At 40.4% G+C, this 16,660-nt stretch carries 11 protein-coding genes and 2 riboswitches; of the genes, 8 read left to right on the top strand and 3 right to left on the bottom strand.

What is annotated here, in order from left to right:
- Positions 1 to 26 precede the first annotated feature (26 nt).
- On the bottom strand, positions 27 to 548 hold the full coding sequence (locus tag SALPA_RS08675) for a V4R domain-containing protein (RefSeq protein ID WP_145092385.1): 522 nt from the start codon (positions 546 to 548) through the stop codon (positions 27 to 29).
- Positions 549 to 890: 342 nt separating this feature from the next.
- On the opposite strand from SALPA_RS08675, the gene SALPA_RS08670 reads away from it, so the two are divergent.
- The 3 genes from SALPA_RS08670 to SALPA_RS08660 all read left to right on the top strand — a co-directional run bounded on the left by SALPA_RS08670 (position 891) and on the right by SALPA_RS08660 (position 5,155).
- The gene (locus tag SALPA_RS08670; RefSeq protein WP_145092381.1) at positions 891 to 1,553 is read left to right on the top strand and encodes a GGDEF domain-containing protein; all 663 of its coding nucleotides are present in this window, start codon (positions 891 to 893) and stop codon (positions 1,551 to 1,553) included.
- 87 nt (positions 1,554 to 1,640) lie between these two features.
- Positions 1,641 to 2,867 carry an EAL and HDOD domain-containing protein gene (locus SALPA_RS08665; RefSeq protein ID WP_255451059.1) on the top strand — a complete coding sequence of 409 codons (1,227 nt, stop codon included), beginning with the start codon at positions 1,641 to 1,643 and terminating at the stop codon, positions 2,865 to 2,867.
- 45 nt (positions 2,868 to 2,912) lie between these two features.
- Positions 2,913 to 2,997: riboswitch (cyclic di-GMP riboswitch) on the top strand.
- 121 nt (positions 2,998 to 3,118) lie between these two features.
- Positions 3,119 to 5,155 carry a methyl-accepting chemotaxis protein gene (locus SALPA_RS08660; protein ID WP_145092375.1) on the top strand — a complete coding sequence of 679 codons (2,037 nt, stop codon included), beginning with the start codon at positions 3,119 to 3,121 and terminating at the stop codon, positions 5,153 to 5,155.
- 555 nt (positions 5,156 to 5,710) lie between these two features.
- On the opposite strand, the gene SALPA_RS08655 is transcribed toward SALPA_RS08660, so the two are convergent.
- Entirely contained in the window at positions 5,711 to 6,151 is a 441-nt protein-coding gene (locus SALPA_RS08655) for a tyrosine-type recombinase/integrase (protein ID WP_255451057.1), read from the bottom strand.
- A gap of 258 nt (positions 6,152 to 6,409) precedes the next feature.
- Between SALPA_RS08655 and SALPA_RS08650 the strand changes: the two genes are divergently transcribed.
- Together SALPA_RS08650 and SALPA_RS08645 are read left to right on the top strand one after the other, a co-directional pair.
- Complete coding sequence (locus SALPA_RS08650; RefSeq protein WP_370516701.1) at positions 6,410 to 8,101, top strand: methyl-accepting chemotaxis protein; 1,692 nt, start codon at positions 6,410 to 6,412, stop codon at positions 8,099 to 8,101.
- A gap of 24 nt (positions 8,102 to 8,125) precedes the next feature.
- Positions 8,126 to 8,569 carry a chemotaxis protein CheW gene (locus SALPA_RS08645; protein ID WP_145092372.1) on the top strand — a complete coding sequence of 148 codons (444 nt, stop codon included), beginning with the start codon at positions 8,126 to 8,128 and terminating at the stop codon, positions 8,567 to 8,569.
- Between the two features lie 672 nt (positions 8,570 to 9,241).
- Here SALPA_RS08645 and SALPA_RS08640 read toward each other — a convergent pair.
- Entirely contained in the window at positions 9,242 to 10,912 is a 1,671-nt protein-coding gene (locus tag SALPA_RS08640; protein ID WP_255451055.1) for an ABC transporter ATP-binding protein, read from the bottom strand.
- A 580-nt stretch (positions 10,913 to 11,492) separates the two neighbouring features.
- Positions 11,493 to 11,588, top strand: a riboswitch (glycine riboswitch).
- A gap of 199 nt (positions 11,589 to 11,787) precedes the next feature.
- On the opposite strand from SALPA_RS08640, the gene SALPA_RS08635 reads away from it, so the two are divergent.
- From SALPA_RS08635 to fdnG, 3 genes are all read left to right on the top strand, one after another.
- Positions 11,788 to 13,170, top strand: a complete 1,383-nt coding sequence (locus SALPA_RS08635) for an amino acid permease (RefSeq protein WP_145092369.1) — start codon at positions 11,788 to 11,790, stop codon at positions 13,168 to 13,170.
- Positions 13,171 to 13,300: 130 nt separating this feature from the next.
- Positions 13,301 to 13,498, top strand: a complete 198-nt coding sequence (locus tag SALPA_RS08630) for a hypothetical protein (protein WP_145092366.1) — start codon at positions 13,301 to 13,303, stop codon at positions 13,496 to 13,498.
- Positions 13,499 to 13,660: 162 nt separating this feature from the next.
- Positions 13,661 to 16,648, top strand: a complete 2,988-nt coding sequence (gene fdnG / locus SALPA_RS08625; protein ID WP_145101831.1) for a formate dehydrogenase-N subunit alpha — start codon at positions 13,661 to 13,663, stop codon at positions 16,646 to 16,648.
- The last annotated feature ends 12 nt before the right edge of the window (positions 16,649 to 16,660 follow it).

The raw sequence follows: 16,660 nt of genomic DNA, 5'->3' as shown, positions 1-16,660 counted from the left end.
CAAAGAAACTTAATGTTGGGGAATTTCTAATTTTCTTTAATTAACTCAGCTACAAAACGGCAAGTACGGTCGCCGGTACACCAGCAGTCGACTTCTTTGACTTTGAACTTTTCACCAGTGAAACTTTCCAAAAGGCCGGAGATAAAACCTTCGTCATACACACAAATTTCGTAATCAAGCTCAGGTAAACCTGAGCAATCCAAATCTTCAGATATGCTTAGAACAAATTTACCTTGCTCATGATCGGCCTCCTCAATACGTAATATACCAATGCCCTTATCTGCGAGGATTAATTGCAACGATTTAATGAAATCGCTAAAGTTTTCAACTTTATTCATAGTATTTTGATAAAAGTGTTTCCCGGCTAAGAGGCCAGCCTCATAAAATAATCGATCTGCCGCTTCTGTGCCGTAGTTATTCTCTAGAATATCGCGAAAACAAAATTGCATCAAGCGGTAAACTTCAGTGCTAACCAAGGGTCCCAAATTAGGCCGACCTTCTGAAATATTTCCTAATAAATTCCAGTTGAATTCATATTTTCGGTTCACAGTATCTCTCCTTTTGTAATAGAAATGATGAAATTAATACCATATTCGATAGATTCACTATATTTCCTGCATAATTTTTTTGAATTAAGAGCGGCACTATCCTCATAGGATAGTGAACGGTCATTTTTTGGTAGTAGAGTTTTCATGTATAGTCGATTGTACCCTTTATCAGATAGGGCTATAATTAAGTTATTCACTAAATTATGTAAAAACTATGCTCTTTTCAAAAACTGGTTATTGTTACTACTATGGATAGTAGACTGCATTCCATAACTGGTAAATGTTATATTTGCTGTAATTGACTTTGAAAATTTAAAGAAAATGAAAGGGTGTAAGCTATAAGTGTTTTATAACTATGCCCCAATCATACTGGCGGTACTTGGGGCAATTGTCGGTATATCAGGTTATTATTTGATTACGGTATATCAAATTCGTTATGCTTGGTTGTACTGGATGATCATCTCAACTATTCTGATGATAGTGGGACTTATAAATGGCAAGTTAATCAACAAGCTAAACTTAAGTGCTCACACTGATTTTTTAACAGGTTTATGGAATAGAAGATATTTTTATTTACAACTGACAGAAGCAGAGCTGAAAGCCGCTAAAAGGAATTCATCGTTATGTATTGCTATGATTGATGCGGATAACTTTAAAGCAGTAAACGATATTTATGGTCACATGATAGGCGATGGATTATTAATCGACCTCGCAACCATTCTAAAAAAAAATACGCGGAGTTCAGATGTTGTTACTCGATGGGGTGGAGACGAATTTGCAATAATTTTTTCTGAGACTTCTTTAGAAGACACTACCGCTATCATAGAACGAATTCGCTATAAGGTTGAACACCGCCTTCAAAACCCTTATGGTCTTACAATTAGTGCAGGAATAGTCTCATTAGAACCTGAGCAAGATTCAAAAAATCTTCTTATCAAAGCGGATCAAGCTTTATATATGGCAAAGGCTCACAAAAACTCAGTTATTATTCTAAATGAGTTTTAGAATTTGGATAGATTATAGCAATAGAACGTTAGGAATTGTAGAAAAGAGAATATAGCCCGATAGAGTGTGAGAAAGTGAGGATTTATAATGGGGTATGAAGAGGTATATGTAGCGCGTCAGCCGATCTTCAACAGAAAACAAAATGTTGTTGCATATGAGTTATTATTTCGTAGTGGTTTTACCAATGCTTACGAGGCATTAGACGGCGATCAGGCGACAACTGACGTAATAAACAATAGCTTTTTACTTTTGGGGATGGAGACTTTAACTGGTGGAAAAAGGGCGTTTGTAAATTTTACAGCGAATTCAATTATAAATAATATACCCTCACTCTTGCCTCCGGAAATGATTGTTGTGGAGATATTAGAGGATGTCTTTCCTGACGCGAATATTATCGATGCCTGTAAAAAGCTTAAAAGCAAAGGCTATTTGTTAGTATTAGATGATTTTGTATTTCAACCTGTATATGAGCCACTAATTGAATTAGCTGACATTATTAAAGTGGATTTTTTGAGTACATCTCGCAAGGAGCGATTGGAGTTAATTCAACGTTTGCAGAAATATCCAGTTAAATTTTTAGCTGAAAAAGTTGAAACTCACGAGGAGTTCCAACTTGCATTACAGGATGGATTTTCTTATTTCCAAGGTTTCTTTTTCAGCAAACCACTAGTGATGTCCTGCAAAAGTCTTCCTGAATATAAGGTGAATCACTTACATATTTTACAAGAAATTAATAGGCCTGAATTGGAATTTAATAAAATTGAGGACATTATAAAACGAGATGTTTCTTTATCTTACAAATTGTTAAAATTTATTAATTCTCCGATGTTCGGTTTTAGAAATAGGATTTCTTCTTTACGGCAAGCATTAACACTTCTAGGCCAAATAGAATTAACTAAATGGATATCTTTAATCGCGCTAAAGAATGTCGCAACTGATAAACCAGGAGAATTAATATTGGGATCTCTTATTCGAGCACGATTTGCAGAAACCTTAGCATCAGTTACAATGCCACATCAAAAAGCAGCCAATGCATTTCTTATGGGGCTGTTTTCGCATATTGATGCTTTGCTTGATCGTTCATTGCAAGATATACTTGAGGAAATATCTTTGGAGGAAGAGATTAAGCAGGCTCTTCTCGAAAAAGAACATAATCAATTTTATTTGTTATACAAATTAATTAAAAGCTATGAAGCAGGCGAGTGGGAAGTACATTCTAGTTATGTTGGTGAACTAGGAATTCAAGAGCGGGATGTTTTGAAAGCATATCGAGATTCCCTGAGATGGGCTCACGATTTACTTATGGTTAGTTAACCTTAATTTTCAAATGTGCTGTACCTATTTTGAGAAAATCGGGATAACCTGTAAAAGCAAACCTATTGAAAAATAGGGACGCAAAGCCATGGGTCTACAAACTCTTGTTCATGACTGCCAGGTTGCATGTATATTGTACATGACAGGCAGTTTTTTATTTTATTTAACTTAGTAAAGCTAATAACGTATCTTAATTGGGGATAAGCGGTTTAAGGTCGAAAAAATATATAAGCATAGGAGAGCTGACAAAAATGAAAATTGCAAGTATGAAAATTAAACTACTCATTATTTTAGCACCTTTTATTTTACTTTCATTTACAGTATTGTCTGGAATTAGCTACTATCTGTCACAGCAAGCCATTAGTCATAGCGTTGATGAAACCGCATTGGCGGTTGGCAACGATTATTCCAAACGTGTAGAGACTTACGTTGAAAAAGCTGTCCTTCAATTGGAATCATTTTCAACTAATAAAAGCATCTATAACCCTGTTGATAAACAACAATTAGTAGAGGCTTTAGGTGAATGTGCGAGGACCTTGAGTTCTCTGGATAATGTAACATATATTTCGACAGATGGTTCTGCACTACGTCCTGATGGTACAACTGTCCAACTGGGTGATCGAAAGTACTTCAAACAAGCCATTACTACAAGAAAACCGGTTGTTTCAGAGATTTTGCTTTCCAGGACTACTGGTAAAGTAAGTATAAATGTCGCTGTGCCAGTAATTCATAATGGACAATTGACTGGCGTATTAACAGGAGCAATTTCAATGGAGAGGCTTACCAGCTTAATCAAAGACTTGCAGTTTCAAGATACTGGATATGGAGCAGTTACAGATGATCTTGGCACTGTCATTATACACCCGAGGCTGCCTGAAGTCGTTGGAAAGCTGAACTTTACTGAAAAAAAGATTAATCCTGAACTTAAAATGAAAGAATCTGAACTTGATGATCATTTAATTAGTCTATTCAAAGCCAGCATCGAGACAGGAAAGCAAGTGCGAGGTATATACAAGTTTGCAGATGGTATTACTCGAATAGGAGTGTTTACTCCTATCCAGCTGCTTGGAAATCAACGATGGGTTATTATTGTAACAGCTCCAGAAGCTGAAGCCACACAGAAATCAACATCATTAGCGCATGCAATGCTATTAGGGTCTCTAATATTCATCATTTTGGCCATTTTATTTATTATCACTATGAGCAAGCGTATAGCAAGACCTATTACATTGATTCGTGATGAATGTATGCTGTTGGCAAGCGGTGACCTAAGAGAACAATTAACAAATAGTGTTTCATCTCATGATGAAATTGGGCAACTGGCACAAGGATTTCAGACAATGCGTAGTAATCTGCGTGTTCTTGTATCAAGCGTCCTCTCACGAGCAGAGCAGCTTGCTGCTTCAAGTGAAGAATTAACCGCTAGTGCCCAGCAGTCGGCCGAAGCAGCAAATCAGGTGGCTGGCTCTATAACCGAAATTGCTGCAGGAGCAGAAAAACAAGCAATATCTGCAAATCAGATTTCTGCTATTGCGCAAGAAATGGCGAAAAAAACAGAGACGATTTTGATCGCAGCGCAAGAAGCTTCTGTAGTTGCTCTTACTGCGTCACAGGAAGCGGAGCAAGGGCGTCAAACGGTAGATCGGACTGTGGAACAGATGAATGAAATCGGCAGAGGTTCGGCTAGTCTTGAAACTGCTATTGAGGAATTGAGTAAAGGTTCCCAGGAAATCAGTGAAATTGTTACCTTAATTTCAAATATTGCAAAACAAACCAATCTGCTGGCACTAAATGCAGCTATTGAAGCAGCACGGGCAGGAGAATATGGGCGTGGCTTCGCAGTAGTTGCTGAAGAGGTTCGGAAGCTAGCAGAAGAGTCAAACCAGGCTACACAAAAAATCGATTTGCTCATCAAGCAAAATCAACTTAACATGAGCCACGCTGTCACTGCATCACAAGCCAGAGCCGAAGGCATCCGAACAGGTATTGATCTTGTTGATGCCACTGGTGAGACATTTAAGAATATTGTCGAGTCTGTCCTTCAGATTTCCGATCAAATTAAAGATATTTCTACAGCTATCAATCAAATGGTTGGCGGTAACAAAATACTAGTTGTCAGCATTAGGGAAATAGATGAAGTGAGTAAACGTGCGGCGGCTGAATCTCAAACTGTATCAGCTGCAACAGAAGAACAATCAGCATCTATGGAACAAATTGCTTCATCTAGTCAGAGTTTGGCAATTTTGGCTAGTGACTTACAAGCAACTGTAGTAAAGTTTCAAGTGTGAGATAACGCTAGAAGATGAGCTAGCTAGCGAGCACATAAGCAAACTGTTTTGGGGAAGGGCGCAGGATACAAGGGACGGTGGTATTGTCTTATATAAAGACACAACCACCGTCCTTTTGTCACATCTGTCATTGTTTACCATCCTTCGTTATATGGCATTTTATCACACTCCACATAAAAAAATTAAGTGCATAAGTTCTTTCGAACTTACACACTTAATTTTACACTCCCGTCCCATCTAGCTTTTTTTGTCGATTTAGGTTCAAATGATTTTTGGAAAAGTAATTTTTGTATATCTCAAAACCCTTGATTTTGCTGGTTTTTTTTGATATGGAATTTGTTTAAGTAACACAATTGTATTATGTTACTTGTTTATTAAATAAACCCAATATATAATTACGCCATTATTTTTCTTTTTCCTTCTTTTTTTGTCAAATTTTGCTATGATTTTATAGATTTAGATTTATATAAATATTATCTAATTCATCTTTTGTAATTCCAATGTAAGCCAATGTTACACTAGGCGCTGAATGATTAAGTAGCTTTTGAATTCTAGTCACATCTGCGCCGCCTTTATAAGCCCAATAGCCAAAGTTTTTCGTAATGTATGTGTTCCAATTGCTTCTTTAATACCTACAGCTTGTGCTGCTTGATTCATGATTCTATAAGCTTGTACGCGAGTAATAGGTTGCTCGCTTTTTTTACTTTTAAAAAGCCATCCGTTTTCGCGATTAATATTTGTAAGGTACTCATTTATAGCTTTCTCACATGTATTAGAAAGAGGAAAATCTTTTATTTTGCCTGTTTTCTTTTCTCGAATTACAATTCTATCTTTTGTTTTCACATCACTTATTTTCAATGACAATAAATCCGAAATCCGTAACCCGCTATTAATACCTAGAACAAAAAGAAGACAATCACGTAAATTTCGGTTTTTTAAATAATTTTTTACTGCATCAATTTGTTGTTTGTTGCGAATCGGCTCTACATATTTCATTGTTTATCACATCCTCAATAATGTTTCTTATTATGCAGTTATTATATATTATGTTACTTTAATGCTCAGAAAACAAGTAACATAATACAATTGTGTTACTTAAGTGCATTTCTGTTGAATGACGTTAAAAGTCGTTCAACAGTGGCAAACGAATTCAGGAGGTGCTTTGCTTGTAGAATGATGTTTTTATTGTTGGATTGCAATTTCACAAATAAAGGAGGCGAGTCCGTTTCTGTCCAGGAATAGAGGCGGGAAAATATGAAAATGAATTTAGCGACAAAAATGATTATTTATTTTTTACTAGTTGTTGTGGTAGCTGTAGTGGGATTTTCCTACACCATATGGAAGGTCAATGACGTAGCAAAGCTGGTGGAGAACGTCAATAATCAGGAGCTGCCGCGCCTACTGAATACCAATAAAATCAACAACAATGCTTCTGACGAGATAAGCAACATACGCGGATATTTTATCACCAAAAACCCGCAGCAATTGAGCGACTACAAGAAGGCGGTCGACGAAAATACAAAAATTGAAGACGAACTCATTACAACTTCCATCACAGCGGAAGGGAAACGTTTAAGTATCGAAGTAAAGGCTATTGATGACAAGTATTCAGAGATTGCCGAAAAAAAAGTTGTTGCTCTGATCCAAGCCGGTAAAGACGATGAAGCACGTCAGGCTATGATAAACGATCTGGCGCCAGCAGCTAAGGCGTTGAATGATAAACTGGATGAGTACCAAAATTTTCGAAACAAACAAATTACTGATGCATTGAATCAGGCTGTAGACAACGCAAATCATACTAGAACGGCAGCCATATTAGCAGCCTTGCTTGCCACCATTTTGGGCATAATTATTGGTTTCTTGGCTGCTCGTAGCATATCCCGACCAGTCAACGAATTGGTTGTGGTGGCAAAAAAGGTGGCAGATGGCGACTTGACCGAGCAAGTGAAGGTAGATCGCCAGGACGAGATCGGCCAACTAGCGTCGGCTTTTAATACGATGGTTCTACAACTAAAGAATCTGATTAAGCAGGTAACCGTCAACGCTGAACAGGTGGCAGCCTCTAGCGAGGAACTCACCGCTAACTCCGAACAATCGGCCCAAGCGAGCAACCAAATTGCTTCGTCTATCACTGATGTGGCTGCAGGGGCCACTGCACAAATGGAAGCGGCCAATGATGCTTCTGCCGTAGTAGAGCAAATGTCGGCAGGTATTCAACAGATAGCCGCCAACGCTAATCAGCTGGCTGATCACTCAGCTAAGGCATCCGACAAAGCTAAAAATGGCGACAAAGAGGTGGAACAAGCGGTCAAGCAGATGACCCAAATCGAAAATACCGTTAACACTTCTGCCCAGGTTGTAGCCAAGTTGGGCGAGCGTTCCAAGGAAATTGGCCAGATCGTGGACACTATCTCGGGCATTGCTGGGCAGACGAACTTGCTGGCCTTAAATGCCGCGATTGAAGCTGCTCGGGCAGGAGAACAAGGCAAGGGATTTGCGGTAGTGGCGGAAGAAGTGCGAAAACTGGCCGAGCAGTCTCAGGAGGCAGCCCGGAAGATTGCTGAACTAATCGGCGAAATCCAGGGTGAAACAGATAAAGCTGTTGTAGCTATGAACGAAGGTACACAGGAAGTTAAGACAGGGACTGAGGTGGTCAATGCCGCTGGAATCGCATTTAGAGAAATTATGGATGTGGTGGGTCAAGTGTCTGACCAAGTCAAGGAAATTTCAGCGGCTATTCAGCAAATGGCTACCGAAAGCCAGCAAATTGTTGGTTCGGTCAAAAAGATTGATGATCTTAGTAAAAAATCGGCGGGCGAGTCCCAGGGCGTTTCAGCAGCCACTGAAGAACAACTGGCCTCAATGGAGGAGATCGCAACTTCCAGCCAAGCTCTGGCCCAACTAGCACAAGCTTTGCAGACCGCAGTGACCAAATTCCGTGTGTAACATGAGCAAAAGGAGATGGACAAAATGGCGTCGGAGCAACTGGTGGCCTTTAAGTTGGGAAGCGAGAAGTACGCTGTTTCTATAGCCCAAGTGAAGGAAATTATCCGTTACAGCGGAGCAAATAAATTGCCCAACACACCAGAGCATATGGAAGGGATCATTAACCTTAGAAGTAAGGTGATTCCAGTGATGGATTTAGCAAAACGCTTCGGCTTGGTACAAGGGAAGGCCAGAGATAAACAAGTGGTCATCATAGAATCATTAGGCCTGGAAGTCGGGGTAGTAGTGGATGAGGTTACAGAGGTGTTACTGCTTGAAGAAAACGCTATTGAACCTGCCCCGACAGTGACTCAAATGGGCGAGTTACTCCGTGGTATTGGTAAACAGGGGGAGCGTCTAATGATAATTCTCGATATGGATAAATTGTTCAGCAAGGAAGAGAAAGAATTACTGCAAAATGTTGGGTGAGATTTTACATATTGATTCTGGTTCAGAAACTAGCAATTTGGTATGTGAGTAATGCTTTAAGATTCCTTTGCAAAATTGTGAGTTCATAATCATTAAGGTTCACTTTTTTTAGATGATCGCGGTTTTGAGACTATCCCAAAAACTGTGTAAACCTCCAAGTTGGTGTAAATATAGAAGCATCAACTTGGAGGTTTTAATTATGGCAAGCAGAAAACCAGCCTGGAACTAAGAGGAGGATACAGGAGGGATACACAGGGGGCAGGGACACCGTTTCTACGTTGATAGTTGAATAATTAAAACATTCTCCCTGTCCCCGTGTTTTGTAATATATCTTTTCCTCAAAATTATTATAACAAAGTGGTGAAAGCCGTACACCATTTTTCATTACTATTTGTGTCGACAGCGGTAGCGGCGAAATGGAGGTTTCTATGAAGACGACCTTGTAAAACGGACAATCTTATTTGATCAAGCCATGAAGAATATAACAAAAAAATCTTGTCCCCATACGGCCGAACAGAAGCTTTCCTCGAAGAGAGCCTTCGAGGAAAAACAAATATCCGGTTAACAAAAAACGTTCTGTGCAAAATTGTGTAAGTTAAACTAATGACATTGGCCTGCCGTCCTCAAATGTTTCTTTTAACGGATGCTTTGGGAACAAACAGAGCTTAGATTTTAGGAATTGAATTGGATACGATATAACTTACTATATAATCCATCGGCCTTAACTAATGCATCATGGTCGCCATACTCCACAATCTTTCCTTTTTCCATGACTATTATCAGATTGGCACGTTGAACGGTAGACAAACGGTGAGCAATAACAAACGATGTTCGCCCAATCATTAGTCTATCCAGTGCCTGCTGCACGAGCGCTTCACTCTCAGTGTCCAGTGCTGATGTAGCTTCGTCAAGAATGAGTATCCTTGGATTCTTTAATACAGCTCTGGCTATCGCAATGCGTTGCCGTTGACCGCCGGACAGTTGTGCTCCCCGTTCGCCAATCGGAGTGCCATAACCTTTGGGCATTTCCATAATGAATTCGTGAGCATTTGCCACCTTGGCTGCAGCAATTACGTCTTCCTTGGAAGCGTCTAAATTCCCGTATACAATGTTTTGATATATTGTACCGTTAAACAGCATTGTTTCCTGTGGTACAATACCAATTTGTTCGCGAAGAGACTGTAAGGTAACTGTTCTAATATCGGTATTGTCAATAGTAATTGAACCCTCTGTAGGATCGTAAAACCTGGGTATCAGATTTGCAATTGTCGTTTTTCCGGCGCCACTCGGTCCAACCAAAGCAATTAATTCTCCTGGATTGGCTTCAAGATAAATGTCAGTTAGAACCGTCTTGCCCTGTTCATATTCAAACGTAACATTGTTAAAGGTCACGTATCCATCTATAGAGGGTAGGTCTTTAGCTCCTCTTACATTTACTTCAGGTTCTGTATCAATGACTTCAAATATACGTTGTGCGGCTGCCATTGCACGTTGGATATCCCCATATACATTGCTAAGACGTTTCACAGGGGTGGGTAAATTGGTAGCATATATAAGGAAGGATATAAGAGAGCCAGAAGTTAGACTGCCATTGATTACTTCGTGCCCGCCGAACCAAATAATTGCGGTAATACCAATAGTTGAGAGAATATTAATAATAGGGGTGATTATGGCCATCACCTGAACAATTTTCATTTGTGCCTGAAAATTGCGGTTGTTTTCGTGGGCAAATCGTTCTAATTCGTAGCTCTCACGGGAAAACGACTTTATAACTCTTATCGCTAAGACGGTTTCCTGAAGAAAGGCAGTAATATCGGCGGCTCGTTCCTGTAAAGTTCGACTCTTTGTTCTTAATTTATTGCCGGATATATTAATGGTGTATAAGATGAATGGGAAGGTGACAAACATCAGCAACGAGAGTTTCCAGTCAATATAGACCAAAAATATTATCGATCCAACTAACATTATCGCGTTACTTACAAAATCGACTATGTTATTAACTAAAGCAACCTGTAGAGCAGCTACATCATTCGTAATGTAACTCATAACTGTACCTATTGGGCGGGTTTCGAAAAACAGCAGCGATAACTGCTGTAAATGCCGATAGATCGCCATTCTGATATCAATAACTATCTTTTGGCCAGCGTATGCCATAAGATACGTTTGCCCATACATAAAGATACCTTGCAATATGATTAAGACGATGGCACTGGCGGTGATTAAGTTAAGGGTCGTGGTGTCCTTTGTTGCTAGCACCTCATCAATGACGTTCCCAATAATTTGGGGTATATACAGATTTACTGCTGAGGCTAAAACCGAACAAACCAGTGCAGTAGCTATCACAATATTATATGGCTTGATGTAACGTAATACCCGCAAATATAGTGGCGTATCTATCACCTCGCTTAAAATCTTAGTTTTGCCTTTATTTAGTTTGAATATCCTTTGTTAGTCTCTGGTAAAACAACTGCTATTCGTGTCTTGAACGTTTGGTGAAAAGTGAAACAACAAACGCTGGTACAGTAATCATTACGCCTAATGTTTGGGTAGCTCCATATAACCCAGGGGGATGGAGGAAGTGTCCTGATAAAAATAAAGAAAACCAATATGGTAAAATTTCCATAGTAAATGGAGTTGGCAGAAAATATTAAAAAAGAGTAGGACGATACCCCCATCCCCTTGTCTTCTCCCGCAAACAACGCAGAATGTCCTCCTTTTTGCCTTAATTCAATTTGCGAAATTTATTGTACTTTAGTTACATACAGAATATATAAATGTTTGTTCCCCGTTGACATTTATAATAATAGAGGGTAAAGTATGTAAATGTACTACTAAGTTAATATCGAATTCGTATGAAGATAATGGGAGAGAGATTTTATAATCCGCCGAAGATGTTATGCTTTCAGGCAAAAGGACCGTTATTGGACGAAACTCTGGAGAGCTCAATAGAGCACCGAAGGAGCAAGCTGATTTATTTTAAATCAGTGAATCTCTCAGGTAAAAGGACAGAGCAGATTAGCTGTTTTAATTTTTGAGGCCAGATTTTATAATTTGGCCTCTTTCTGTATTTTTGGAGGACGGTATTTATTAAATTTTTTTGGGGGGAGTCAGTCAATTCAATAGAAAGGCATATCTCAATGACCAAATAGTACGTTTAGAACTTGAGATTGCAGTACCGCAGATTAAAAAACAGTAACAGTTAGAAAGGCGGCATATATATGTCAGAAAATCAAAATTTATCGAGAGGACTAAAAAATCGTCATGTGCAATTACTTGCAATTGGCGGTGCGATTGGTACGGGATTATTTCTAGGTGCAGGCAGGTCCATTCACTTGGCAGGTCCATCTATTTTATTTGCGTATATGATAACAGGGGTAATCTGTTTTTTTGTTATGCGTGCCCTGGGGGAATTATTGCTTTCTAATTTGAACTACCATTCCTTTGTAGATTTTGTCCGTGATTATCTAGGAAACGGAGCAGCATTTATTACCGGATGGACCTACTGGTTTTGCTGGATTTCACTTGCCATGGCTGACGTAACTGCTGCTGGTCTATATATACAATACTGGTTCCCGAATATAGCGCAATGGGTTCCAAGCCTTATAATTCTTGTGATTTTACTAATTATGAACCTTACAGCAGTAAGGTTATTCGGTGAGATGGAATTTTGGTTTGCCTTGATTAAAGTGGTTGCAATTCTAGCACTGATTGTAATTGGTACATTTATGATTATTAAAGGATTTTCTACAGATGCGGGTGCATCTGGCTTTGCTAACCTTTGGAGTTATGGCGGCTGGCTCCCCAATGGGGTAAGTGGTTTTATCCTTTCTTTCCAAATGGTTGTGTTTGCATTTACTGGAATCGAATTAGTTGGTTTAACCGCTGGTGAAACTGAAAATCCAAAACGTGTTATTCCAAAGGCTATTAACAATATTCCAATTCGAATTATTATTTTCTATATCGGTGCACTTCTTGTTATTATGAGCATATATCCATGGACTTCAATTAGTCCCGATAAGAGCCCATTTGTACAGGTCTTTTCCGCAGTGGGAATTGCAGCAGCAGCAAGTATTGTGAATTTCGTTGTTCTGACATCCGCCGCATCCGCTTGTAACAGCGGCATCTTCAGTACAAGCCGCATGGTTTACTCTCTGGCTAAAGAAAATAATGCACCTGAGTCAATGAAAAAATTAACTTCCAATCAAGTACCTTCTAATGCTACAGTGTTCTCTGCAATTGTCGTCTTGATTTCGGTTATTCTGAACTATATTATGCCGGAAGGGGTATTTGTACTTATTACAAGTATATCGACATTCTGCTTTATCTTCATTTGGGCAATTATAGACATCTGCCATTTAAAATATCGCAAGACTAATCCTGAACTTGCTGCTAAGAGCACATTCAAAATGCCACTGTACCCAATTGTTAACTATATAATTTTAGCATTTTTTGCTTTTGTTTTAGTTACATTAGCACTCAATGAGGAAACTCGTGTAGCCCTATTTGTAACACCTGTATGGTTTATAATGCTGGGGGTGATTTACAAGATATTTAAATCAAAAATTGAAGATGAAGAAGAGGCCGAAAGCAATCTAGTATAGTGACTTTGAACCCGCGAATTTCGCGGGTTTTTTGCTATGGATTTTTGAAATGTTTCGGGTAGCTCCACCAAATAAATGATTTTACTCAAAAAAGCAACAAAGGTATTTAAGCACAAGGAGTTTGTCGAATTTGGGCAACCCATGCCTGATTTTTATTTCAAACGCTATTCCAAGGTCATTCGGCTACTATAATGAGGATTTTCTGCCGTTTACCATTATTTGCGACCCTAAACTGACCTTTTATAAGCAATTTGATATACAGGTGGTCGCCTATGCGGTCGAAGCCGACTTAACCAGGACTTTAAATACAGAGGTTACTGATGAATGAATTGATAAAAATGCCAGATTACAATCTAAAATAAATAAAAAGAATAAAAACTAACAAAAAATTACAGGATTTTTAGTCATTAATGGCGAAGAAAATCCATACTCACAAAAAAAGGGGATTTATAGATAACTTTTTTCATTAGAAAACAAAGGAGGTTCTATGATGGACTTTTCCCGTAGACAATTTCTTAAACTGTCTGTTTCAACTGTTTCAATATTGAGTACTGGTTTACATTTCGATACCAAGAAGGCTAAAGCAACTGGTTATACATTGAAATTACATGATGCTACTGAATACCCTAGCATCTGTCATTTCTGCTCTGGCGGTTGTGGTGTGATTGTTCATGTACGGGACGGAAACCTCGTTAATGTTGAAGGTGATCCGGATCACCCGACAAATAAGGGGACGCTCTGTCCTAAGGGAGCGGCTTTGGGGCAGGTACGGGGTAATGCTCGCAGAATTACCAAGCCGCTTTATCGTGCGCCCGGGAAGAAGGACTGGCAGGAAATATCATGGGAAACAGCTTTTGATAAGATTGCTGGAAAGATCAAGGAAGTACGGGATAGCACTTGGCTGCCTGCAACCAACAGCACAGATGCTATCGGTTTATTAGGATCGGCTGAGCTGGATAATGAAGAATGCTATTTGATGACTAAATTTATCCGTACGATCGGTAGTAATTATAACGAACATCAGGCACGTGTTTGACATGCTCCTACGGTGGCAAGTTTGTCACCTTCATTTGGACGAGGTGCGATGACCAACTCCTGGACGGATTTGGAAAATGCAAAATGGTTTCTAATTGCCGGTTCTAACGCGGCAGAAAACCACCCAATTGCAATGAAATATTTATTACGGGCACAGGAAAAGGGCGCAAAGATTATTGTTGTCGATCCCCGGTTTACAAGGACTGCCGCCAAGGCTAACCTTTTTGCCCAAATACGACCGGGAACTGATATTGCTTACTTAGGTGCGATTATTAATTATATCCTGCAAAATAGTTTATACAATAAAGAATATCTTGTTAATTTCACCAATGCTTTATGTAAGATTAATTCGGCCTATGAGTTCAAGGATGGCCTTTTCTCCGGCTATGACAGCACAAAAGGAAGTTATGCTACCGACAGTTGGTCATATGTGCTGGATGAGCAGGGGCAGCCGGTTAAAGCCGCTTCACTGGAAGAACCAGGGACTGTATTCAGTTTGATGAAACAACATTATAGCCGGTATACCTTAGAAACCGGGTCTGCCATCAGCGGGATTCCTGCTGAAGCCATTAAACAAATTGCCGATATAATCACTAAGAATGGTATTGGTACGATTATGTATGCACTGGGAATGACGCAACACACCACGGCTACCCAGGGAATTCGCTGTTATGCCATTATTCAACTGTTGTTAGGCAATATTGGGGTTGCCGGCGGCGGCGTCAACGCTCTGCGTGGCGAGCCTAATGTGCAAGGTTCTACCGACTTCTCTAATTTATCGACAACTCTGCCTGGCTATCTTCCTACGCCGATGGAAGAGGACAAAGACACAACTACTTATGGCATGAAATATGGATCAACCAATCTTAAACATTTGATCTCTTTGCAAAAAGCCTGGTACGGCGAGAAAGCCACTGCCGACAATGATTATGCATATGGCTATTTGCCGCGTATTCCGACAGGTAAAGCCACCAGCTATATTCCGATGACCGAAGATATGTCCAAGGGGCAATTTAAACTGTTATTTAATATCGGGATTAATCCACGGGTGAGTATTCCTAATAATGCGGTGGTACAATCGGGGTTAGCTAAGCTGGAGATGATGGTAGTTAGTGACTTCTTCGAAACTGAGACAGCTTCGTTTTGGAAAGCGCCTGGTGTAAATTCTGCCGAAATAAAAACCGAAGTTATTTTCCTGCCGGTCGCCTTTTCTTACGAAAAAGCCGGCAGTTTAACCAACAGTGGTCGTTGGATACAATGGAAAGCGGCAGCACTCAAACCGGAGGGGACTTGTAGAGCCGATCTTGATATTTTCGATTCAATCTTCCGTAAGGTTCGCTCGTTGTACGCAGGCAGTACCGATCCGAAAGATGCGCCGATTCTTCATTCTGTTTGGGATTACGGACACGAAGCAGACCCCGAAAAAGTACTGCAGGAAATCAACGGTTATAACATGACAACTGGGAAATTGCTGGGGTCGTTGGGAGAGTATCTTGCCGGTGAGGACGGACAGGTTTCTTCAGGTTGCTGGATTTACTCCGGTGTTTATGGGAACGGTAACCTGGCCAAACGGCGTGATGGAAAAGATCCGGGCGGGTTGGGCCTATTCCCCCAATGGACATATGCTTGGCCGGCAAATATTCGGATTCTATATAACCGTGCTTCATGCGACCGGCAAGGTCAGCCACTTGATTCAACCCGTCAGCTTGTTTGGTGGGATCTGGCTAAGAGCCAGTGGGTTGGCAACGACGTTCCCGATGTTTCTGATCGCTCTAAGGGTCCTGATACCCCACAAGGCAAGACCGCATTTAGGATGAATGCCGATCAAATGGCCCGGCTGTTTACGGCTCCGTTCAAAAATATGAAACCAGGAACCAATCTGCCGGCAACGCTGGCCGGAATTAATCCTGACGGGCCGTTGCCGGAGTTCTATGAACCTATTGAAAGTCCAACAATCAATGTTTTGCATCCGAAAGTTCAAATCAATCCTTTGGCAAAAGTGCGGCAAGCCATTAAGGAGAAGCAACAGTTGGGCGGCAAGGAAGAATTCCCCTTTGTCCTGACCACCTATACGTCTGGCACCGAACATTTTTGCAGCGGCTCACTGACGCGGAACTTGCCCTGGCTGGTGGAGTTTATGCCTGAACCTTTCCTTGAGATGGGGAAGGCCATGGCTTCTAAACTCGGCGTGACTAACGGCGAAGTTGTTGAATTGTCCTCGGCCCGTGGCGTCCTTCAGGTCAAGGCGATGGTAACCGACCGCATCCAACCCCTGGTGATTAATGGCCAAGAAACGCACACTGTGGGTATGCCGTTTGGCTGGGGTTATGCTGGGTTAGGTACCGGACCGAGCGTGAATAATCTAACCCATGCTGTTTTTGATCCGGCAGCGGGAACACCTGAATTCAAAGCACAGCTAGTCAACGTAAGGAAGGTGAAGTAAGGTGTCGGAAAG

It is taken from the genome of Sporomusa sp. KB1 (assembly GCF_007830295.1).
Lineage (GTDB): Bacteria > Bacillota > Negativicutes > Sporomusales > Sporomusaceae > Sporomusa.
The sequence above is the reverse complement of the archived record's forward strand: the minus strand, read 5'-3'. Positions and strand labels throughout refer to the sequence as shown.